This window comes from Lysobacter capsici (assembly GCF_018732085.1).
GTDB classification, from domain to species: Bacteria; Pseudomonadota; Gammaproteobacteria; order Xanthomonadales; family Xanthomonadaceae; genus Lysobacter; species Lysobacter capsici_A.
Map to the genome: position 1 here is coordinate 55,982 of NZ_CP076103.1, position 19,587 is coordinate 75,568.

The following is a 19,587-nucleotide window of genomic DNA, read 5'->3' on the forward strand; positions in this document are numbered from 1 at the left end:
GCGCCGGCCACAGGCGTAGCATCGGCCGCGCGGACCGGCGCCGGGACCGGCCGGCGCGCGGATGCGCGTGGGCGGTGCGGCGGGCAGCGGTCATGGCGGAGGTCGGAGCGAGCATGCGAGGCATCGTGCGCGCCGGCTTTTAAGAAGTTTTTAATCGTGCGGCCGCATTGTGCGGACGACGATGCGACCAGGTGACGCAGTACCAGGCATGAACATTCTGTTGGTGGAAGACGACGCGATGCTGGCCGAAGCGGTGCGCGCGGGACTCACGCACGACGGTTGGTGCGTGGAGTGGGTCGCCGACGCGCCGTTGGCGAAGACTGCGCTGGTCGATCACAACTTCGATGCGGTGGTGCTCGACGTCGGCCTGCCCGGCGGCTCCGGCCTGGGCGTGCTGGCGACCCTGCGCAACCGCTACGACGCCACCCCGGTGTTGATCGTGACCGCGCGCGACAAACTCAGCGAACGCATCGCCGGGCTCGATGCCGGCGCCGACGACTACATCGTCAAACCGTTTCAGCTCGACGAGTTGTGCGCGCGCCTGCGCGCGGTGATGCGGCGCAGCCAGGGCCGGGTCTCGCCGGTGCTCAGCTGCGGCGCGGTGGTGCTCGATCCGGCGCGCCGGCTGGTCACCCGCGACGGCGAGCCGGTCGCGCTCAGCGGCCATGAATTCCGCACCCTGATGCTGCTGCTCGAACGCCAGGGCCGGGTGGTCACGCGCGAGCAGCTGGAAGAATCGGTGTACGGCAGCTCCGGCACGATCGAGAGCAACACCATCGCGGTGTACGTGCATCAGCTGCGGCGCAAGCTCGGCGAGCAATTGATCGTGACCGTGCATGGCTACGGTTATCGCATCGGCGGAGTGTCGGCATGAGCGCGCTCGGCGGCGACACGCCGGCGACGCGCGACGCCGACGCGTCCGCACCCTCGGCCAGCGAGCACGAGGAGAGCCGGCGCGCGCGCTGGTGCGAACTCGAAGCGCGCCACCGCGCCTGGCACGAGCGCCACGACGTGCGCTTCGACGGCGGCCGTTCGCTGCGCTGGACCCTGACCTGGGTGCTGCTCAAGACCGTGCTGCTGGCGTGGTTCGTGTGGCTGGCCTGCCAGGTGTGGCAACTCAGCCGCGAGCATTCCGGGATGCTCGACAACTCGCTGCGCGAGATCGCCGAACAAGTGCTCGCGTCGATGCCCGAAGGCCTGGAACGCCTGCCCTCGCGCGATCCCAAGCGCGCCGTCGCGCCGGTCGCGGCCGACCAGAAGATGAGTTTTCAGGTGTGGGCGCAGGGCCGCAACGTGGTGTATTCCGCATCGGCGCCGTTGCAGCCGTTGAATCCCGCGTTCAAGGACGGCTTCGCGCGGCGCATGATCGATGGCGAGCGTTGGCAGGTGTATACGCTCAGCGACCCGCGCCGCGGCCTGATCGTGCAGGTCGGGCGCACCAAGCGCATGGCGATCCAGGAACTGCAGGGCTGGATCGTCGGCAGCCTGCTCGCCGCGGCGCTGATCCTGGTGCTGTTCGGGCTGGCGACGTGGAAGGTGATCGGGATGTCGCTGCGCCCGATCACCGCCTTGCGCGACACCCTCAAGGGCCGCCCGCCGCTGGACCTCACCCCGTTGCCGACCCAGGCCTTGCCGGCCGAGTTCCGGCCGCTGGTCGATGCGTTCAACGATCAGCTCGAACGCGTCGACGCCGCGGTCCAGCACGAGCGCCGCTTCATCTCCGACGCCGCGCACGAGTTGCGCACGCCGCTGGCGGTGCTCAGCACCCATGCCGAGCTGGCGCTGCGCGCGACCACCCTGGAAGAGAAGAACGCCGCGCTGCTGCGGCTCAACGCCGGCGTGCAGCGCAGCGCGCGCTTGTCGGAGCAGTTGCTGGACCTGGCCCGGCTCGATGCCGGCGCGGAGACGGTACGGCTCGCGCCGCTGGACCTGTCCGACCTGATCGTGCTGGTGATCCGCGATTTCGAGACCCTCGCGCGCGAGCGCCGCCAGCGCATCAGCCTGCGCGCCGGCCCGGCGCGGTTGCTCGGCGATGTCGATCAGCTCGGCATCCTGCTGCGCAACCTGATCGACAACGCGGTGCGCCATGCCGGCGCCGACGGTCAGGTCGCGGTGTCGTGTACGGCCGAAGTCGACGGCACGGTGGTGTTGCGCGTGGCCGACAACGGCATCGGCGTGGCGCCGGAGGATTGCGAACGCATCTTCGATCGTTTCTATCGCGCGCCCGGCAGCCCCGAGGGCGGCAGCGGCATCGGTCTGTCGCTGGTGGCGCGGATCGCCCAGACCCACGGCGCGAAGATCGAATGCGGCCTGGGGCTGGAGCGCGCCGCCGAGGACCCGCGTGGGCCGGGGCGTGGATTCGAGGTGTGCGTGCGGTTTCCGGCTGCGCCGGTGGTGGGAACGTAGCGATCTGACCGCAAAAGCAAATCCCCCCTAACCCCCTTTTTCAAAGGGGGGAATGCATCGCGGCGATCTGCCACGACGTAGTGCAACCCACCTATCGGTTCCCCCCTTTGAAAAAGGGGGGCTAGGGGGGATTTGCTTTTAACCGCAAACGCAACGTTGTCCCGATCTTGCGATTCCACCCCACCCCCCATCCCTACTGACAACAAGCTGGCAGCAGCCCCCGCCCATCCTGCCCAGGTGCGATCGGCACGGTGGGGAGCGCGCGATGGACCGGCAACGACGAACAATCCTGCAATTGAGCGCCGGCGCGCCCATCGCCGCCCTGGCCTCGCGCCTGCATGCCGCCGCGCCGGCCCAGACCGCCGCCGGCCAAGCCACGGCTGACGCGACCCCCACGGCCATCGACGGCCGCCACGACTTCGATTTCTATTTCGGCCGCTGGCAGGTCCACAACCGCCGCTTGGCCAAGCGCTTGACTGGCAGCCGCGACTGGATCGAATTCGACGCCACCGACGAATGCCGGCCGGTGCTCGGCGGCCTGGGCAGCGTCGATCGCTACCGCACCGACTGGAACGGCGGCATCGAAGGCTTCGCCCTGCGCCTGTATCGGCCGCAGACCCGTCAGTGGCTGGTGTATTGGGCCAGCGACCGCGACGGCGTGCTCGAAGCGCCGTTGACCGGCGGCTTCCAGGGCGGCGTGGGCGTGTTCGAAGGGCTCGAAGCGCATGAAGGCGCAATGCTGCCCTCGCGCGCCACGTGGTCGCGCATCCACGCCGACAGCGTGCATTGGGAACAGGCGCTGTCGCCCGACGGCGGCCGCAGCTGGGAAACCAACTGGGTCATGCAGATGACCCGGATCGCATGACACACCCGAAACACTGCATCGCCACGAGACCCACGCCATGAACGACACCTCCGCGCGCCACGACGGACGCCACGATTTCGACTTCCTGCACGGCCGCTGGCAGGTGCGCAACGAACGCCTGACCCAGCGCCTGGCGGGTTCGGACGACTGGGAAATCTTTCCCGCGCAGCAGACCTGCGAGCCGGTACTGGGCAGTCTGGGCAATGTCGACGCCTTCCTCAGCGACTGGAACCGGCCCGGCGCGCACGACACCTTCCAGGGCATGACCTTGCGCCTGTTCAATATCGAACAGCGGCAATGGAGCATCTGGTGGGCCGGCAATCACGACGGCGTACTGGAACCGCCAGTCAGCGGCGGTTTCCAGGACGGCATCGGCGTGTTCAACGGCGAACTCGAGCACGACGGCCGACCGGTGCTGGCCCGCTTCGTGTGGAGCGACATCAGCGCCAACACCGCGCACTGGCATCAGCAGTTCTCCGTCGACGGCGGCAACAGCTGGGAAACCAACTGGCATATGTGGATGCACCGCAGCGACGAGCAAGGCCGCCTGCTGCACGAAGACACGGTGATCGAGCTGCGCCAGTACCGCATGCAGCCGGGCCGTCGCGACGAGCTGATCGAGTTGTTCGAAAACGAATTCATCGAATCGCAGGAAGCGGTCGGCATGCACGTGATCGGCCAGTTCCGCGATCTCGACCAAGACGACCGTTACACCTGGGTGCGCGGCTTTCCGAATCACGCCTTGCGCGCGGCCTCGCTGGGCGCGTTCTACTTCGGGCCGACCTGGAAGCGCCACCGCGACGCGGCCAACGCGACCTTGCTCGACAACGACGACGTGCTGATGCTCAAGCCGGCGTGGCCGGGTGCGGGCTTCGCGGCCGCGGCGCAGGCGCGCGAACCCCGCGGTAGCCGCGCGATGCCCGATGCCGTGGTTACGATCGGGATCTGCGCTCTCAATGCACCGGCGCAGGACGGCTTCGCCGAGCTGTTCCGCCAGCGTTTCGCGCCGCTGCTGAGCGAACACGGCGCGCAGCTGCACGGTGTGTACGTGACCGATCCTTCGCCGAACGGTTTCGCGCGTTTGCCGGTGCGCGAGGGCGAATCGGTGCTGGTGTGGTTCGCCGGTCATGCCGATGCGAGTCCTGCCGACGCGAGCGTGACCACGCGCGTGCAGGCCGATCCGCGCTGGCGCGCGCTGCTGGCCGACGCCTTGCTCGGCGATCTCAGGCAGGCGCCGCAATGGCTGCGGCTGTCGCCGACCGCGCGTTCGGAGTTGCGCGGATGAGCGCGCGGTGGGGTTTGCGACGCTCGGCGCGCCGCAACGGAGCCGCGACGGACTGGGACGAGCACACCACAGCGCTTGAGCCGGCGCGCGCGGCGCGGGATCATGCCGCATGCGCCGCGCCGACCGACTGTTCCTGCTGATCCATGCCTTGCGCGGCCGCCGCCATGCGATCACCGCCCAGCACTTGGCGCAGACCCTGGAAGTGTCGCTGCGCACGATCTACCGCGACGTCGCCGACCTGCAACGCTCCGGCGTGCCGATCGAAGGCGAGGCCGGGGTTGGCTACCTGTTGCGCAAGGGCGCGGATATCCCGCCGCTGATGTTCAGTCCCGACGAGCTCGAAGCCCTGGTGGTCGGCAGCCGGTTCGTGCGCGCCTTCGGCGGCGAACGCCTGGGCCGAGGTGCGACCGCGGCCCTGCTCAAGATCGAAGCGGTGCTGCCGCCGGAGCTACGCGCGCGCAGCGAACGCACGCGGATCTTCGCGCCGCAACTCGACAACCGGATCGAATCCAGCGGCCTGATCGATGCGCTGCACGATGCGGTGCGCCAGCGCTCGGTGCTGCGCGTGTGGTACCTGGATGGACAGCAGCGCGCCAGTGAACGCGAAGTCGAGCCGCTGTGCCTGACCTTCTGGGGCGGCACCTGGACCCTCGGCGCGTGGTGCCGCCTGCGCGACGACTTCCGCAATTTCCGTCCGGACCGCATCGTCAGCCACGAACCCACCGGCGAGGTGTTCCAGGAGCTGAAGCAGCGCGACCTGGACGCGTATCTGATTGCGGTGGGTGCGCGCGGTTTGGACAACGGCTGAGGCGATGAAAGGGGGGCGTGTTACGTCGGTTGTTTCGCGACGGCCGGCCGCGCGAGGAATTCGCTTTTCGCGCGAGGTTGCAGCTAAAAGCGAATCCTCCCTAACCCTCCTTTTCCAAAGGAGGGAACTGTTGCGCAGGGAGTGGAGGACGCAGCGGCTTGGCTAGGCGATGAGCCGTCGCGCATAAGTCGCCAAACCTGAAGAACCGGCTCGCGTCAATCAGCCCACTTTGAAAAAGGGGGCGGCGCGTTGCGTCGGTTCGATGTCTGGCGACAGTCGACTGCGCGGGGGATTTGCTTTTCACGCGAAGTTGAAGCTAAGTGCAAATCCTCTCTAACCCTCCTTTTCCAAAGGAGGGAACTGTGGCGCAGGGAGTGGAGGGCGTGGCGGCTTGGCGTTGCGACAAGTCATCGTCGCCGTCAAACCCAAAGCCACGCCGCACCCGTCCTCACCGAATCGCCACCGCCTCCAACCGTGCCAGCTTGTCGGGGTTGCGCATGATGAAGATGTCGCGCAAGCGATCGTCCTCGTCGTAGCCGAAGCTCACCGCCGCCTCGATGCGGCCGGCGCGTTCCAGGATCACGCCGCGCGCGCCGTTGAGGTCGACGAAGGTCCAGCGGTCGTCGCGGCAGGCCGGGTGCAGCACCTGCTCGATGAAGCCCAGCACCGCGTCGCGGCCGTGCAGCGCCTGCGCCAGCGCGGTGACCTTGCCGCCGCCGTCGGCGCGCAGGGTGATCTGCTCCGACAGCAGCGCCGCCAGCGGCGCGGTGCGGCCTTCGCTGATCGCGGTTTCGAACGCGGCCAGCAACTGATCCTGCTGCTCGGCCGGAGTGACGTGGCGGACCTTGGCCTGTTCGACATGGCCGCGCGCGCGCTGCACCAGCTTGCGGCAGGCCGCTTCCTCGAGGTCGAGGATGCGCGCCACGTCCGGATAGGGCTGATCGAAGATTTCGTGCAGCAGGTAGGCCGCGCGCTCCTTCGGGGTCAATCGTTCGAGCAGCAGCAAGAACGCGGTCGACAGCGACGAGGCCAGCGACAGTTGCTGCTCGGGCTGGCCGGCGGCTTCGGCGTGGATCGGTTCGGGCAACCACGAGCCGACGTAGTCCACGCGGGTGCGGTGCGCCGAGCGCAGCAGGTCGATGCAGCGGCGGGTGCAGGCGGTGGTCAGCCAGGCGCCGGGGTTGTCGATCGTGTCGCGGTCGCTGGCCTGCCACTTCAGGAACGTGTCCTGCACCGCATCCTCGGCGTCGGCGCGCGAGCCGAGGATGCGATAGGCCAGGCCGGTGAGCATCGGCGCGGATTGGGCGAACAGGCGGGCGTCGTCGGAAGCGGTCATGGTCGGTGCGGTGAAGAAGGCGGGGGAATGATAGGGCTTGGGGGATGCGGCTTCTGCGCGCGTGGTCGGTGTTGCGCACGTTCGACGGTCTGGGCCGATTGCTGCGCGCTGGCTCGGTGGATGGAGTTGCGCGGCTGATGCGGACCCTCACCCCGGCCCTCTCCCGCAAGCGGGAGAGGGAGCAGGGCAAGTGCTTGCTCAGTGCTTGGACACCTGCAGGCGATTCCACAGGTTGATCATCATCACCACCGAGGTGATCGTGCCGATCTGCTTGTCGTCGTAATGCGCGCGCAGTTCACCGCGCAAGTCGGCGTAATCGGCGCTCGCATCGATCGTGGTCAGCGCCTCGGTCCAGGCCAGGGCGGCGCGTTCGGCGGCGCTGAAGTCCTCGACGTGGCGCCACACGATCAGGCGGTCCAGGCGGTCGTTGCTCTCGCCGTCGGCGCGCGCCTCGCGCAGGTGCATCTTGATGCAGTAGGCGCAGCCGTTGATCTGCGAGGCGCGCAGCTGGATCAGGTGGTAGATCGCGCGCGGCAGGCTGTTGGCCTCGATGGCGCCCTGGATGGCGGTGTGGACCTTGCCCAGCTGGGTCAGGATCTCGGGGATTTCGCGTTCGTACTTGACGGCTTCGGTGGTACTCATGGCGGTGTCCTCTCAGGTGGGTGAAGTGGCTATACCTGAGTGACGATCCACCCCGCCGGCCCGTGACATGGCGGGCGAAAAAACTTTGCGATGGGCCGATTCCTTGCCGCGGGGCCGTCGTGGTCGCGCTCATCGGCCTCGCATTGCGCCCGTTCGCCGGGGCGAGCACCATCGCGCCAAGCCCCCCGTGGCTCCGCCACGGCCCGATTGCCCGCCCCGCACGCCAGGACCGCTTCGTCATGACCGAACAACGCAAGTTCGAGCACCAGAATCTACAGACCGCGACCTTCGAGGACTGCTCGCTGGCCGGTGCGACCTTCAACGATGTCGACCTGTCCGGGGCGACGTTCGCCAACGTCAATCTGCGCGATGCGCGATGGGCCAACGTGAACCTGGCCGGCGTGGCGATCGGCCACCAGAATCTGCTGGCCGCGAGGTTCGAGGATTGCTCGCTGGCCGGCGCGACCTTCAGCGATGTGGACCTGTCCGGGGCGACGTTCGCCAACGTGAATCTGGCCGGCGTGTCGATCGACGACGCCAACATCGAAGGGCTGACCATCTTCGGTTACGACATCCAGGCCCTGATCCGGGCGCAGCTGGAACGCGACCCGTCGGTTTGATCCGGGCGCCGCGATCGAGTCACCGAATCGCGGAAGCGATGCGCCGGCCCGGATCGCGCGCGATCGAAAAAAATCAAATCACCCGCAAGGTGATCGCCTTCAGCACCGCGCGCGTGCGATCGCGGGTATCGAGTTTTTCCAGGATCACCGAGACGTAATTCTTGACCGTGCCCTCGGCCAGGAACATCGCGCGGGCGATTTCCTTGTTCGAATAGCCGCCGGCCATCAGTCGCAACACCGACACCTCGCGTTCGGTGAACAGCGCGCGCGGCGCGTCGTCGGCGTGGTAGCGGTAGCGCGCGCGCACCGGCTCGGTGCTGACCGGCTGCAGCAGGGTTTCGCCGGCGGCGACGCGCGCGATCGCATCGCGCAGGTCTTCGGGCGCGGCATCCTTGAGCAGGAAACCCTGCGCGCCGGCTTCGGTCGCGCGCAGCAGCAGGTCGCTGTCGTCGAAGGTGGTCAGCAGCAGCACCGGGGTGCGGTCGCCGCGTTCGCGCAGTTTCACCAGCGCTTCGATGCCGTCGACGCCGGGCATGCGGATATCGCTGAGCACCACGTCGACCGGAGTGTCGACCAATTGATCGAGCAGCGCCTGGCCGTCGTCGGCTTCGAACGCGATGGTCAGGCCCAGGCGTTCGAGCAACGCGCGCAGGCCCGCGCGCACCAGCATCTGGTCGTCGGCCAGGGCCAGGCGGATCGGGGTCGAAGGCGTCATGCGGGGCTCGTGGAAGTGCGGGTGGGCAAGGGAAAGCTCGCATCGATGCGCAGTCCGCCGCGCGGGCCGATCTCGATGCCGGCGCGGCCGCCGGCTTCGGCGATGCGTTCGCGCAGGCCCGACAGGCCATTGCCTTCGCATAGTGCGCCACGGACCCGGCCGTCGTCCTCGATCCGCAGATGCAACGCGGCCGCATCGCGGTCGATCCGCACCGTGACCCGCTCGGCTTCGGCGTGGCGCGCGCTGTTGGTCAGCGCTTCCTGCACCACCCGCAGCAGGGTTTCGGCCAGCGCCGGGTCGGTCACCTGCACGTCGTCGGCGATCTCCAGGTGCAGCGCCGGCTTGGGGATCGGCGCGGCCAGCGCGCGCAGCGCGGTCGCCAGGTCCAGGCCGCGCGTATCGCGCAGCGCCTGGACCACGCCGCGGATGTCGCCGAGCAGTTCGCCAGCCAGTTGCTGCGCGAGCAACACCTCGCGGCGTTGCGCGAACTCGGCTTCGGCCGCGAGCACGCGCAGGTTCAACATCATCGCGGTGAGCTTGTGCCCTGCCACGTCGTGCAGCTCGCGCGCCATGCGCAGGCGCTCGGCGTCGCGCGCGCTGTCGGCCAACAGGGCGCGGGTGGCGAGCAGATCGGCGTTGACCAGGGCGAGGCGGTCGCGTGCCTGTTCGGCGCTGCGCGCGTAGTGCGCGATCAGCGCGGAGAAGGATTGGAAGCCGGCGAAAATGATGGTGATCACCACCGGCGCGGGGCTGCCCGCTTTCAGCAGAATCAGGTACAGCGCCAAGTTGATCGCGATCGCCAGCGCGATCAGCACGCGCGGCGGATAGACCATGGCCAGCTGCGCGACCAGGATCACCAGCAGCGCCGGCGCGGCGCCGCCGCGCGAGGCGAACAGGCACACCGTCAAGGCGCCGGCCGTTTCCAGCGCGAACAGCAACGCCCGCCAGCGGGCATGGCGCGCCTTGAACGCATCGTGGGCGAGAAAGCAGATCGCGAACACGACCATCGCCGTCCACAGCACCGGCGAACCCTTGTCGTCGTTGAAGCGCAGCGACAACGCCACCGCCAGCCAGGTCAACACCGCCGGCAGGTTCATGGGTTGCAGCAGGGTCTGGCGCAGCAGCGAGGTCATGCCGCGCATGCTGCGGCGCGGCCACCGCGCTGGCAATGGTTCGCGCGTCGAAAGTGACTTCCGGCAGGTGCAGGTGGTGACCGCCGGGACCTGCCGCGACGCCGCGTCCGGTCGAGCATGACCCTGCCCCGGCCCGATCCGCCGGGAACGGAGCGGACGACATGGAATCGGCTTACGCAATCGTCAAATACCTGCACATCGCGATCGGTGCGGCGGCGCTGATCGGCTTCTGGACGGCCGGTCTGGCGCGCAAGGGCGGCACGCTGCATCGCCGCGCGGGGCAGGTGTTCCTGCTGGCGATGACCGGCATCGTGATCACCGCGGTGCCGATGGCGCTGTACGCGCTGCATCGGGGCCATCCGACCACCGCCGCGTTCCTGGGCTATCTGATCGTGATCACCGCGACCGGCACCTGGGCCAGTTGGCGCGCGATCGTCGACAAGCGCGACGTGCGCCGCTACACCGGCGCGGTCTTCACCGCGCTGGCGGCGCTGTCGATCGCATCGGGCGCGGCGATGCTGGCGCTGGGCACGAGCATCCGCGCGCCGCTGTTGATCGGCTTCTCGGCCATCGGCCTGTACATCGGCTTCGACATGCTGCGCAAGCGCCGCCGTCGCGAACAGCTGGCCGCGCGACCGCGCTGGTGGCTGATCGAGCACTACACCGCGATGATCGGCAACGGCATCGCCGTGCATATCGCCTTCCTCGGCATCGGCCTGCCGCGCCTGCTGCCGATGGTCGACGGCGCGGCGCTGCATTACCTGGCGTGGTTCGGCCCGCTGGTCACCGCGATCGGGGCCAAGTGGTGGGCCGATCGGCGCTGGGGCCGCGCGGCGACCGCCAGGCCCGCACCCGACAACACCGCGCCGCGACCGGTGGCGGCGCGCGCGAAGACCGAGCCCGCGTAAACGCGGCACGACCCGCGAAGCACATCCCGCGCGAAAGCGACAGTGGCGACGGTTGTGCCGATGGTCGGGTCGAAGCTGCAACCGTTGCGGCGAAGCTTGCATCACAAAGGCAGTCCTCCCGTCACGGCCCACGATATGAACCGAGTCATCGTTCGTCCCGCCCAATGGCTGACCGCGCCGCTGCTGGTCGGCGCCCTGTTCAGTGCGCATGCGGCCGAACCCGCCGCGACCGCCGCCACTACCGCCGCGGCTTCCGATCAGCGTTGCCACGTCGGCGCCTACCGGCTCGACGACGGCAGCGTGGTCGCGGTCACCCAGATGGACAAGCCCACGCAATTGCGTTGGCGTGCGTTCGACGGCCGGGTCGGCAAGCTGAGCTGGGAAAACGGCCGCTGGGTCGGCACCCGCGGCTGGACCGATCAGCCCGATCCGGTGGCGGTGTCGTTCGGCGATTGCAGCGACGAAGGCATCCGCTACGACGGCCATACCGGCAAGAAACTCAAGTTCGACATCGTCGACACCAAATTCGAAGGCAAGGGCGTGAACCTGCGCGGCCGGCTGGTGTTGCCGCAGGGCAAGACCAAGGTGCCGGTGGTGGTGCTGGTGCATGGTTCGGAAAACTATTCCGGCGTGGATGCGTATTTCCAGCAGTACATGTTCCCGGCCGAAGGCGTGGGCGTGTTCGTCTACGACAAGCGCGGCACCGGTGGTTCCAGCGGCAAGTACTCGCAGAACTTCCACGATTTGTCCGACGACGCTTCCGCCGCGTTGCACGAAGCGCAGCGCTTGGGCCGCAAGCGGATCGGCCGGATCGGGTTCCACGGCGGCAGCCAGGGCGGCTGGGTCGCGCCGCTGGCGGCGAGCAAGACGCCGCAGGCGAGCTTCGTGTTCGTCGGCTTCGGCTTGGCCGACGGTGTGTTGTCCGAGGATCGCGATCAGGTCGCGCTGGATCTGCGCGCGGCCGGCTTCGGCGATGCGGAAACCCTGCGCAAGGCGCGCGAAGTGAGCGACGCGACCGGTCTGATCGCGTCGACCAGCGGCAAGCGCGGATACGACCAACTCGATGCCTTGCGCACGAAGTACCAGGGCGAGCCGTGGTGGAAGGCGCTCAAGGGCGAGTACAGCGGTCTGATCGCATCGCATACGCGAGAGCAAGCGCTGGCCGAGCTGGCGAAGTTCGATTTCGAAGTGAGCTGGGATTACGACCCGATGCCGGTGCTGCGCAGCCTGAAGACGCCGCAGCTGTGGATCGTCGGCGGCGACGATGTCGAGGCGCCGTCGGCCGAGACGCAGAAGCGGTTGACCGAGCTGGGCGAAGCCGGCCGTCCGATCACCTCGGTGGTGTTTCCGCAGGCCGATCACGGCATCCTGGAATTCGAGAAGGACGCCAAGGGCGAGCGTAAGCATACCCGCATCGCGGAGGGGTATATCCGCATGCAGCTGGACTGGATCAAGCACGGGACGTTGAAGGGTTGGCCGTATGGGCAGGCCAGGCAGTTGGCGGGGCCTAAGTAAGTCAGCGCACGCCGCTTGTCTCCCTCTCCCGCTTGCGGGAGAGGGAACTGTTCGCGGTGATTGAAAAACCCCAACCCTCATTACAGTTTCACGTCACCCATCATGCCGATTCGTCATGACGAAGTTCCGCTTCGTTGGCGCCGCTTTACGAACCGCTAACCCCGCCTTTACGCACGCACTCACGCGATCCACTAGAACGGTCACTCCTCAATCGCGTCGCGGAGCCCAGTCATGCGGATCACCATCGTCGGAGCGGGTTTCAGCGGCAGCGCACTCGCCAGCGAATTGGCGCGGCAGGCCGGGCCGGGCGTGGAGTTGTGCCTAGTCGGCGTGCCCGACAGTTACGGCCGCGGCGTGGCCTACGGCGAGGCGCGGCCCGAGCATCTGCTCAATGTGCGCGCCAGCGATCTGGGCGCGACGCCCGACCAGCCCGGCGGTTTCGCCGACTGGCTCAATCTGACCGATCGCGCGCGCGGCAGTTATCTGCCGCGCTTGTTGTACGGCGAGTACCTGCACGCGCAGTTGCAGACCGCGGTCGCCGGCAGCACCGCGGGCTTCAGCCAGATCCGTCACGAAGCGATCGCGGTGGAACGCGCGTCGGCCGGGTTCCGCGTGCATCTGGCCGACGGCAGCGATTTCGTCAGCGACCGCGTAGTGCTCGCGGTCGGCGCGCTGCCGCCGCAACCGCTGCCGGGGGTCGGGCCGCGCCTGGCGATTCATCCCAGTTATCTCGGCTGGCCGTGGCAGGACGGCGCGATCGATGCGATCGCGCCGGATGCGCGGCTGCTGATCGTCGGCACCGGCCTGACCATGGCCGACGTGGTGGTGACCTTGCAGCGGCGCGGCCATCGCGGGCCGATCGTCGCGCTGTCGCGACACGGGCTGTTGCCGCGCGCGCACGGCGAATATCCGCCCGAAGCCATCGCGCTGCCGCCGGCGGTGCTGCAGGCGCTGGAGACGCATGCACCGCGCGAACTATTGCGCGCACTGCGCACCCTGTCGCCGGTGGTCGCCGACTGGCGCAGCCTGATCGATGCGTTGCGGCCGCATCTGCAATCGTTCTGGCACGGCATGCCCACGCCGCAGCGCGCGAGTTTCCTGCGCCATCTGCGTTCGTACTGGGAAGTGGCGCGGCATCGGATCGCGCCGCAACTGGCGCAGGAGCTGCAGGCGCTGCAAGACAGCGGCCAGCTGCAGATCCGCGCCGGCCGCCTGCTGCGCGCGCGCCGCGGCGACGACGCGGTTGAGGCGCTGATCCGCGAACGCGGCGGCAACACCTTGCGCAACGAGCGCTACGACCTGCTGATCCGCGCCACCGGCCTGGACACCGACGTCGAACGCAGCACTCATCCGTTGATCGCGCACTTGCGCGAATCGGGTCTGGTCGCGGCCGATCCGCTGGGCCTGGGCCTGAAGACCTCCGACCGCTTCGAAATCCTCGACGCCAAGGGCGGTGCGGTGCGCGGGCTGTTCGCGATCGGGCCGCTGCTGCGCGCGCAGCTGTGGGAGATCACCGCGGTGCCCGAGTTGCGCAAGGCGGCGCGCGAGCTGGCCACGCAGTTGCTGGCGACTTCGTCGGCGGCGCGCGCCGCGCCGCAGGAGCGCGCGGCAATCGCCTGATACGGCGGTTCGTGTGCGACGCGATCGGACGCTAAGGCGCCGGTCGCGTCGCATCGCGCGGACGCAGTTCAGGCCGGCGCCCACTCGCGCCGGCCGCGAGTGACTTCCGGCAGGTTGAATCGGTGACCGCCGGGACTGGGGCGCGGGCGCCGCGCGAACGAGCATAGCGACCTACCGCAGCGAGTCCCCGTCCATCGCCTCCGCGCTGGACGGAACCCGCCGCCACCGTCGCCACGCTCCGCCGCCGAGGTCCCGCCATGAACGCCATCCTGCAAGGCACCCCGATCTGGGTGTTCGCCCTGTTCTTCGTCCTGATCTGGCTCGGCGCCAAGCGCCTGCGGCCGCACACCACGCTGCTGGCGCGGGTGTGGACGGTGCCGGCGATCTTCATCGTCTGGGGGTTGTCGGGCTTGGCCGCGCGCAGCGGCGCGCCGATGGAGATCGCCGCGCATTGGCTGCTCGGCGCCCTGGTCGGCGCCGCGTTGGGGGCGTGGTCGCTGTCGCCGGAGCGTTTGCAGTTCGATCATCGCAATCGCCTGGTGCGCCAGCCCGGCAGCGTGTTGCCGTTGCTGCGCAACCTGGCGATCTTCTTCGGCCACTACGCCTTGCAGGTGTTCGCCGCGACCCACCCGCAGATGCGCGACAGCGCGATGGGCTGGGATCTGTATGTGTCGGGCTTCAGCGCCGGGTTCTTTATCGGCTGGGCGGCGCGGTTCGTGATCGGATTGCGGCGTGCGCCGCAGACGGATCTGGTGGTTGGGGTGGCTTGAAGGTTGGATCGCGTCGGCTGATTTAGGGTTGGCTAAGATGTGGGCTTGACTGCGATCGGGACGCAGAGCCTCGGGGCTGAAGCCCCTCCCACAAAAGGCTTCGCCACGGCGCGGCTTTTTTTTGGAGAGGCCAAGCATCCAGCCGCCTCGCTGCAGCGCAATCTTTTGTGGGAGGGGCTTCAGCCCCGATGCTTTCCGCTCAGATCGCCGCGCCACTCACAACCCGAATTAAACCTCGACAGTCGCCGCATACGGCCGCTCCACCGGCAACAGTGCCCTGGCCTCGTCCATGCGATCGGCCTCGACCAGCGCATGAATCCGATGCGCCAGCGGCGTCACCTCTTCGATCCGGCGAGTCCACTGATCGGCATACAGCGGCACCGCCTCGCCGCTGAGGCCGATCTGGATCGCGCGGTGCGGCAGCGCGCCCAGGCGCAGGCTGCGTTCGGGGTCCCACTGGATGCGCACCGGCGTGGCCTCCTTGTAACGCTTCCATTCCTGCGCGCTCATCGACGGATCGGGATGCGAGGGGCAGCTGTGGGCCAGCGCCCATTCAAAACCGGCGCGGTCGAGGTCGATGGCGAGGATGCGGCGCTGGTTGTCGTCTTTGTAGCCCCAGCCGGCGCGGTACATCATCCACAGGAAGGAGGGCTTGATCCAGGTCATGCGCGAGCGCGAAAACGGCGCGACGAAGCGGCCGTGGGCGAGCGCAGCATCGGCGATCTGGTCGCAATAGGCCTGGTAGACGCGGATCGTCGTGCCGTCGTGGACGGCGCGGATCTGCTGGTAGGGAATCTGCGGGTTGGAAGCCGCGGTGTCGCCGCGGGTGGAGGCCGCACCCATGTGCGGGGTCTTGCTCGGGTTGTCGTCGTTCATGGCGCCATAGCGTAGCGCGACGAAGGCGATTGTAGGAGCGGCGTCCTACTGGATTTCCTTCGGTCACGAGCCGCGACCGCGACATCGCGCCTACGCCGTTACCGACGTCGTAGCTGCGGTGTCGCGGTCGCGGCTCGCGCCGCTCCTACAGTTTGAAACGGGGCTTAGACGTCGCCGTCTTGTAGCCAACCTTCGCCGTTACCGCGCTGGAACACGCTGTCGGTTTCCAGCACCTCGCCGGCCGGGATCGACTCCTGCGCCGCCAGGCGCTGGTAGATCGGAGTGAAATCCGGCTCGGTCGCGCGCATCAGCTGCTCGAAGCTGTCGATGACGAAGTAGGTCTTCTGGAAGGTGTCGATGCGGTAGCGCGTGCGCATGACCCGCTCCAGATCGAAGCCGATCCGGTTCGGCGCCGGCGATTCCAGGCTGTGGATCGATTCGCTCTTGGACGAGACGATGCCGCTGCCGTAGATGCGCAGCCCGTCGGCCTGCTTGATCAGGCCGAATTCGACCGTGTACCAGTACAGCCGGGTCAGATGCACCAGCGCTTCGGGATCGATGGCGTGCGCCTTCACCCCGCCGCGGCCGTACGCCTCCATGTAGTCGGCGAAGACCGGGTTCATCAGCAGCGGCACGTGGCCGAACAGGTCGTGGAACAGGTCCGGTTCGCTGAGGTAGTCGATCTGCTCGGGCTTGCGGATCCACCAGGTCACCGGGAAACGGCGGCTGGCCAGGTGATCGAAGAAGGTCAGCTCGGGCAGCAGGCCCTCCACGCCGATCAGCTCCCAGCCGGTGTGCGCGCGCAGCACCCGGTTGAGGTCGTCGAACTTGGGAATGCGGTCGGGCGTCATCTGCATCGCGCGCTGCGCGGTCAGGAACTCGTCGCTGGCGCGGCCGACCAGCACCTGCTGCTGGCGCTCGAACAACTGCGCCCACACCGCATGGTCCGCGCTCGTATACGACGCCCACGGCTGCTCGACCACGGCGGTCGTATAGACCGGCACATAGCCCTTGTCGGTGAGTTGGTGTTCGACGCGTTGCGGGGTGGCGGGATTCATGGCGGTGTCGCTCCTGGGCCCGGGCAGTGGAAGGCCGGGGTCTAGCGACTTTAACCGCGCTTGGGCGCAATGAGCTTGCGTTGTTGCGTGTTTGAGGCGATCTGACGCAAGATTGTTGCGTCATAAGCCAAAAAGGCGCTGCGAATGGCCACCGTCGAACTGGACCGTACCGACATCGTCGTGCTGGCCGAACTGCAGCGCAACGGCCGCCTGACCAACGCCGAGCTGGCCGAGCGCGTCCACCTGTCGGCCTCGGCCTGCCTGCGCCGGGTGCAGCGGCTGGAACGCGAAGGGGTGATCTCGGGCTACCGCGCCGAACTCGACCCGGTGCGGCTGGATCTGGGCCTGCAGGCGTTCGTGCGGGTGCGCCTGGGCCGCCACGACAGCGAGGCGGTCGGCGCCTTCGCCGAATTCGTCGAAACCTGGGACGAGGTGGTCGCCTGCTACGCGCTGACCGGCGACATGGACTATCTGTTGCAGATCGTGGTGCGCGACCTGGAGCATCTGTCGCGCTTCCTGCTCGACCGCCTGCTCAATCAGGCCGGCGGCGCCGACATCAATTCCAGCCTGGTGCTGCGCACGGTCAAGGCCTTCAAGGGCCTGCCGCTGCCGTCGCGCTGACGGCAGCGGCGGCGTCGGATCAGCCCGCGTGGGCGCCGCGCTCGGGCGCGGTTTCGCTGGGTTGCTCGTGCTGCGGCGCGTCGGCGGGCTCGGAGTGTTCGATCGGCGGCGGGTCGATGTCGGGCGGAACTTCGAGGCGGTCGTTCGTGTCCTTGTCCGGATCGGTTGCGGCGCCGGTGCCGCCGAGCAGGTCGATGCGATCGCCGCTGGCGTCGATCGCCAACTCGATCAGCGAGTACGTCCAGCGATCGGCCTCGCGTTCGCCCTTGATGTAGACGCGGCCGCTGCCCTTCGGGCCCTTGAGCGGCATCGACAGATCGGCGTGGCCGCTGGAGTTGTCGGTCTGCAGGGTGCCGTTGATCATCATGCCCGGTTCCAGCGGCGTGCCGAGCGCGGCGACCGCGGCCGGATTGGCCTGCGCCAGCGCGATCGCGTGGCGGACCGGTTCGCTGGAGCCCATCAGGCTCGACACGCCCTTGATGCCCAGCCCGATCAGGCCGAACAGCAGCAGCGCGGCGATCAGGATCACGGTCAGGCAGCCGGTGGGCACGAACCATTTCCAGTTGCGACTCCACCAGCCGGGGTTGGGACGGTCGTTCATCGCGGACTCCTTGTGATCGATAGGCGGGCAGTGTCGCTGCATGCGGGGTGGGACGCCACCTTTGCGGAAGCGATCGCGCGGCGAACGCGCGCGCATCGGCCCGCGTGGCGCGGCAAAATGCGCCGATGCCATCGGGCGTGGAGGTAACCCCCAAGCGCGCTGGCGCCGCCAAGTGCGGCATCGCCGCAAACGCTGACAAATTCATCCCGAAGGATTTCCCCCTTTGAAAAAGGGGGGGGCAGGGGGGATTTGCTTTTGCTCGCGGATCGCGGCCGATCATCAAGGCAACAGCAACAGCAACAGCAAATCCCCCGCGCTGCCAACACCATCGGTCCTTCAACTTGCGCCGGGCGCTGGCCCCCTTTGTCAAAGGGGGCAGAGGATCGTGGCTTCGCTGTTCGAGCTTGCAGCTGGCGTGATCGTGTGACCGCTCACGATGGGTCGAGACATTGCGCTGTTGATCGAAGCGCAAGACGTTGCGTTATTAGCCGAAGGCGGCGAAAAATCGATGCGTGGGCGTGGGCGTGGGCGTGGGCGTGGGCGTGGGCGTGGATATGTCTGGGTCGGTGATGCGGTGAGATTTTCGACAACTGGACGTCTGCGTTGACGTTGTTTCATCTGCCCGGAAATTTTCAGATCGTCATTCCCGCGAAGGCGGGAATCCAGTGACTTCAAGCGTTCTCGGACGAAAGGCCCTGGATTCCCGCCTTCGCGGGAATGACGATAGGTGGGGGCGCTGGGACTGGAAAGTACGTTGCTTCGGATAGCTTGCGTAACGGGCAATCAAGGAGCGCTATGCTCTTCCCGATTCCCGATTCCCGATTCCCGATTCCCGATTCCCGATTCCCGATTCCCGATTCCCGATTCCCGATTCCCGATTCCCGACTCAACCAATCGACGCCAGCGCCGCCGCGCGCGCATGCAGCGCGGTGGTATCGAACAGCCCAATGTCCACATCGGCCGGACCAATCAGCAAGCCGATTTCGGTACACCCGAGGATAACGCCCTGCGCGCCGCGCGCGGCCAGTCCGGCGATGATCCGCCGGTACGCCTCACGCGATTCGTCGCGAATCCGGCCCAGGCACAGTTCTTCGTAGATCACCTTATGCACGAGCTCGCGACCGTCGTCGTCGGGCACGATCACTTCCAGCCCGTGACGTTCGATCAGCCGCTGCCGATAGAACGCCTGCTCCATGGTGAAACGCGTGCCGAGCAAGCCGATCTTCGTCAAACCGGCCGCGCGGATCGCCTCGCCGGTCGGGTCGGCGATGTGCAGCAGCGGCAGGCCGCTGGCGGCTTCGACCGCGTCGGCGACCTTGTGCATGGTGTTGGTGCAGATCACCAGCAGCTGCGCGCCGCCGTCGCGCAGGCTGCGCGCGGCGCGGCCGAGCAGGGCGCCGGCCGCGTCCCAGTCGCCGGCGTGCTGCAGGCGTTCGACTTCGGCGAAATCCACGCTGTACAGCAGCAGCCTGGCCGAATGCAGGCCGCCGAGGCGTTCGCGCACGGTTTCGTTGATCACGCGGTAGTACGGCAGGGTCGATTCCCAGCTCATGCCGCCGAGCAGGCCGAGGGTTTTGGCGGTGGTCGCAGTCATGGTTCGAGTATAGCCACGGGGCATAGGTTAAACGGCGGCTTTGTGCGATGCGTGGTATCGCTTACCGGATACCTCGCTCGGGAGGCCGTGTTGTTTTCAACCGGTTCTGTGCGTCTCGCGATCGTGTGCGCTGTGTCGCTTCGTTCGTCGGGGCTGAAGCCCCTCCCACAAAAAGCCTCGTGGCAACGAAGTCTTTTATGGGAGGGGCTTCAGC

At 67.8% G+C, this 19,587-nt stretch carries 17 protein-coding genes and 2 pseudogenes; 11 read left to right on the top strand and 8 right to left on the bottom strand.

Going from position 1 to position 19,587, the window contains the following annotated elements; translation table 11 throughout:
- Nucleotides 1-208 precede the first annotated feature (208 nt).
- From KME82_RS00250 to KME82_RS00270, 5 genes are all read left to right on the top strand, one after another.
- Entirely contained in the window at nt 209-874 is a 666-nt protein-coding gene (locus KME82_RS00250) for a response regulator transcription factor (RefSeq protein ID WP_036103392.1), read from the top strand.
- Entirely contained in the window at nt 871-2,406 is a 1,536-nt protein-coding gene (locus KME82_RS00255) for a sensor histidine kinase (RefSeq protein WP_215496749.1), read from the top strand. Before KME82_RS00250 ends, KME82_RS00255 begins: the two co-directional genes overlap by 4 nt.
- Nucleotides 2,407-2,671: 265 nt before the next feature.
- On the top strand, nt 2,672-3,271 hold the full coding sequence (locus KME82_RS00260; protein WP_215496750.1) for a hypothetical protein: 600 nt from the start codon (nt 2,672-2,674) through the stop codon (nt 3,269-3,271).
- Nucleotides 3,272-3,308: 37 nt separating this feature from the next.
- Entirely contained in the window at nt 3,309-4,556 is a 1,248-nt protein-coding gene (locus KME82_RS00265) for an NIPSNAP family protein (protein ID WP_215496751.1), read from the top strand.
- Between the two features lie 109 nt (nt 4,557-4,665).
- Nucleotides 4,666-5,364, top strand: coding sequence for a helix-turn-helix transcriptional regulator (locus tag KME82_RS00270; RefSeq protein ID WP_215496752.1), 699 nt, complete (start codon nt 4,666-4,668; stop codon nt 5,362-5,364).
- 448 nt (nt 5,365-5,812) lie between these two features.
- Here the strand turns inward: KME82_RS00270 and sigJ are convergent, their stop codons facing one another.
- Both sigJ and KME82_RS00280 read right to left on the bottom strand, forming a co-directional pair.
- Entirely contained in the window at nt 5,813-6,700 is an 888-nt protein-coding gene (gene sigJ, locus KME82_RS00275) for an RNA polymerase sigma factor SigJ (RefSeq protein WP_215496753.1), read from the bottom strand.
- A gap of 198 nt (nt 6,701-6,898) precedes the next feature.
- Nucleotides 6,899-7,342 (bottom strand): carboxymuconolactone decarboxylase family protein, encoded by a 444-nt coding sequence (locus KME82_RS00280; protein WP_215496754.1) that lies wholly within the window; start codon nt 7,340-7,342, stop codon nt 6,899-6,901.
- 239 nt (nt 7,343-7,581) lie between these two features.
- Between KME82_RS00280 and KME82_RS00285 the strand changes: the two genes are divergently transcribed.
- Nucleotides 7,582-7,962, top strand: coding sequence for a pentapeptide repeat-containing protein (locus KME82_RS00285; RefSeq protein WP_215496755.1), 381 nt, complete (start codon nt 7,582-7,584; stop codon nt 7,960-7,962).
- 73 nt (nt 7,963-8,035) lie between these two features.
- Here KME82_RS00285 and KME82_RS00290 read toward each other — a convergent pair whose 3' ends face one another.
- The gene (locus tag KME82_RS00290) at nt 8,036-8,677 is read right to left on the bottom strand and encodes a response regulator (protein WP_215496756.1); all 642 of its coding nucleotides are present in this window, start codon (nt 8,675-8,677) and stop codon (nt 8,036-8,038) included.
- Nucleotides 8,674-9,877 (bottom strand): annotated as a pseudogene (locus tag KME82_RS00295) (sensor histidine kinase). Before KME82_RS00295 ends, KME82_RS00290 begins: the two are co-directional and overlap by 4 nt.
- A gap of 94 nt (nt 9,878-9,971) precedes the next feature.
- Here KME82_RS00295 and KME82_RS00300 point away from each other — a divergent pair.
- The 4 genes and pseudogenes from KME82_RS00300 to KME82_RS00315 all read left to right on the top strand — a co-directional run.
- The gene (locus KME82_RS00300; RefSeq protein WP_215496758.1) at nt 9,972-10,718 is read left to right on the top strand and encodes a hypothetical protein; all 747 of its coding nucleotides are present in this window, start codon (nt 9,972-9,974) and stop codon (nt 10,716-10,718) included.
- A 135-nt stretch (nt 10,719-10,853) separates the two neighbouring features.
- Nucleotides 10,854-12,233: an alpha/beta hydrolase family protein gene (locus KME82_RS00305; RefSeq protein ID WP_215496759.1), complete on the top strand. Its 1,380-nt coding sequence runs from the start codon at nt 10,854-10,856 to the stop codon at nt 12,231-12,233.
- 231 nt (nt 12,234-12,464) lie between these two features.
- Nucleotides 12,465-13,853, top strand: a complete 1,389-nt coding sequence (locus KME82_RS00310) for an FAD/NAD(P)-binding protein (RefSeq protein WP_215496760.1) — start codon at nt 12,465-12,467, stop codon at nt 13,851-13,853.
- Nucleotides 13,854-14,107: 254 nt separating this feature from the next.
- Nucleotides 14,108-14,623, top strand: a pseudogene (locus KME82_RS00315) (DUF6622 family protein); the annotation flags it as partial.
- Between the two features lie 228 nt (nt 14,624-14,851).
- Here KME82_RS00315 and KME82_RS00320 read toward each other — a convergent pair.
- Nucleotides 14,852-15,466, bottom strand: a complete 615-nt coding sequence (locus KME82_RS00320) for a DUF4291 domain-containing protein (RefSeq protein ID WP_215498909.1) — start codon at nt 15,464-15,466, stop codon at nt 14,852-14,854.
- Between the two features lie 197 nt (nt 15,467-15,663).
- Nucleotides 15,664-16,557 (bottom strand): phenylalanine 4-monooxygenase, encoded by an 894-nt coding sequence (gene phhA, locus KME82_RS00325; RefSeq protein WP_215496762.1) that lies wholly within the window; start codon nt 16,555-16,557, stop codon nt 15,664-15,666.
- A 144-nt stretch (nt 16,558-16,701) separates the two neighbouring features.
- Between phhA and KME82_RS00330 the strand changes: the two genes are divergently transcribed.
- The gene (locus KME82_RS00330; protein WP_036103411.1) at nt 16,702-17,178 is read left to right on the top strand and encodes an Lrp/AsnC family transcriptional regulator; all 477 of its coding nucleotides are present in this window, start codon (nt 16,702-16,704) and stop codon (nt 17,176-17,178) included.
- A 19-nt stretch (nt 17,179-17,197) separates the two neighbouring features.
- On the opposite strand, the gene KME82_RS00335 is transcribed toward KME82_RS00330, so the two are convergent.
- Entirely contained in the window at nt 17,198-17,779 is a 582-nt protein-coding gene (locus KME82_RS00335) for a cytochrome c oxidase assembly factor Coa1 family protein (protein WP_215496763.1), read from the bottom strand.
- A gap of 886 nt (nt 17,780-18,665) precedes the next feature.
- Complete coding sequence (locus KME82_RS00340) at nt 18,666-19,373, bottom strand: aspartate/glutamate racemase family protein (protein ID WP_215496764.1); 708 nt, start codon at nt 19,371-19,373, stop codon at nt 18,666-18,668.
- Nucleotides 19,374-19,587 lie beyond the last annotated feature (214 nt).

What these genes read in the sequence shown, in the direction of transcription:
- KME82_RS00340 (WP_215496764.1), bottom strand. Translation starts at nt 19,373, where the DNA reads ATGACTGCGACCACCGCCAAAACCCTCGGCCTGCTCGGCGGCATGAGC.
- KME82_RS00280 (WP_215496754.1), bottom strand. Translation starts at nt 7,342, where the DNA reads ATGAGTACCACCGAAGCCGTCAAGTACGAACGCGAAATCCCCGAGATC.
- KME82_RS00300 (WP_215496758.1), top strand. Translation starts at nt 9,972, where the DNA reads ATGGAATCGGCTTACGCAATCGTCAAATACCTGCACATCGCGATCGGT.
- KME82_RS00305 (WP_215496759.1), top strand. Translation starts at nt 10,854, where the DNA reads ATGAACCGAGTCATCGTTCGTCCCGCCCAATGGCTGACCGCGCCGCTG.
- KME82_RS00285 (WP_215496755.1), top strand. Translation starts at nt 7,582, where the DNA reads ATGACCGAACAACGCAAGTTCGAGCACCAGAATCTACAGACCGCGACC.
- KME82_RS00260 (WP_215496750.1), top strand. Translation starts at nt 2,672, where the DNA reads ATGGACCGGCAACGACGAACAATCCTGCAATTGAGCGCCGGCGCGCCC.
- KME82_RS00320 (WP_215498909.1), bottom strand. Translation starts at nt 15,466, where the DNA reads ATGGGTGCGGCCTCCACCCGCGGCGACACCGCGGCTTCCAACCCGCAG.
- sigJ (WP_215496753.1), bottom strand. Translation starts at nt 6,700, where the DNA reads ATGACCGCTTCCGACGACGCCCGCCTGTTCGCCCAATCCGCGCCGATG.
- KME82_RS00330 (WP_036103411.1), top strand. Translation starts at nt 16,702, where the DNA reads ATGGCCACCGTCGAACTGGACCGTACCGACATCGTCGTGCTGGCCGAA.
- KME82_RS00250 (WP_036103392.1), top strand. Translation starts at nt 209, where the DNA reads ATGAACATTCTGTTGGTGGAAGACGACGCGATGCTGGCCGAAGCGGTG.
- KME82_RS00255 (WP_215496749.1), top strand. Translation starts at nt 871, where the DNA reads ATGAGCGCGCTCGGCGGCGACACGCCGGCGACGCGCGACGCCGACGCG.
- phhA (WP_215496762.1), bottom strand. Translation starts at nt 16,557, where the DNA reads ATGAATCCCGCCACCCCGCAACGCGTCGAACACCAACTCACCGACAAG.
- KME82_RS00335 (WP_215496763.1), bottom strand. Translation starts at nt 17,779, where the DNA reads ATGAACGACCGTCCCAACCCCGGCTGGTGGAGTCGCAACTGGAAATGG.
- KME82_RS00290 (WP_215496756.1), bottom strand. Translation starts at nt 8,677, where the DNA reads ATGACGCCTTCGACCCCGATCCGCCTGGCCCTGGCCGACGACCAGATG.
- KME82_RS00310 (WP_215496760.1), top strand. Translation starts at nt 12,465, where the DNA reads ATGCGGATCACCATCGTCGGAGCGGGTTTCAGCGGCAGCGCACTCGCC.
- KME82_RS00265 (WP_215496751.1), top strand. Translation starts at nt 3,309, where the DNA reads ATGAACGACACCTCCGCGCGCCACGACGGACGCCACGATTTCGACTTC.
- KME82_RS00270 (WP_215496752.1), top strand. Translation starts at nt 4,666, where the DNA reads ATGCGCCGCGCCGACCGACTGTTCCTGCTGATCCATGCCTTGCGCGGC.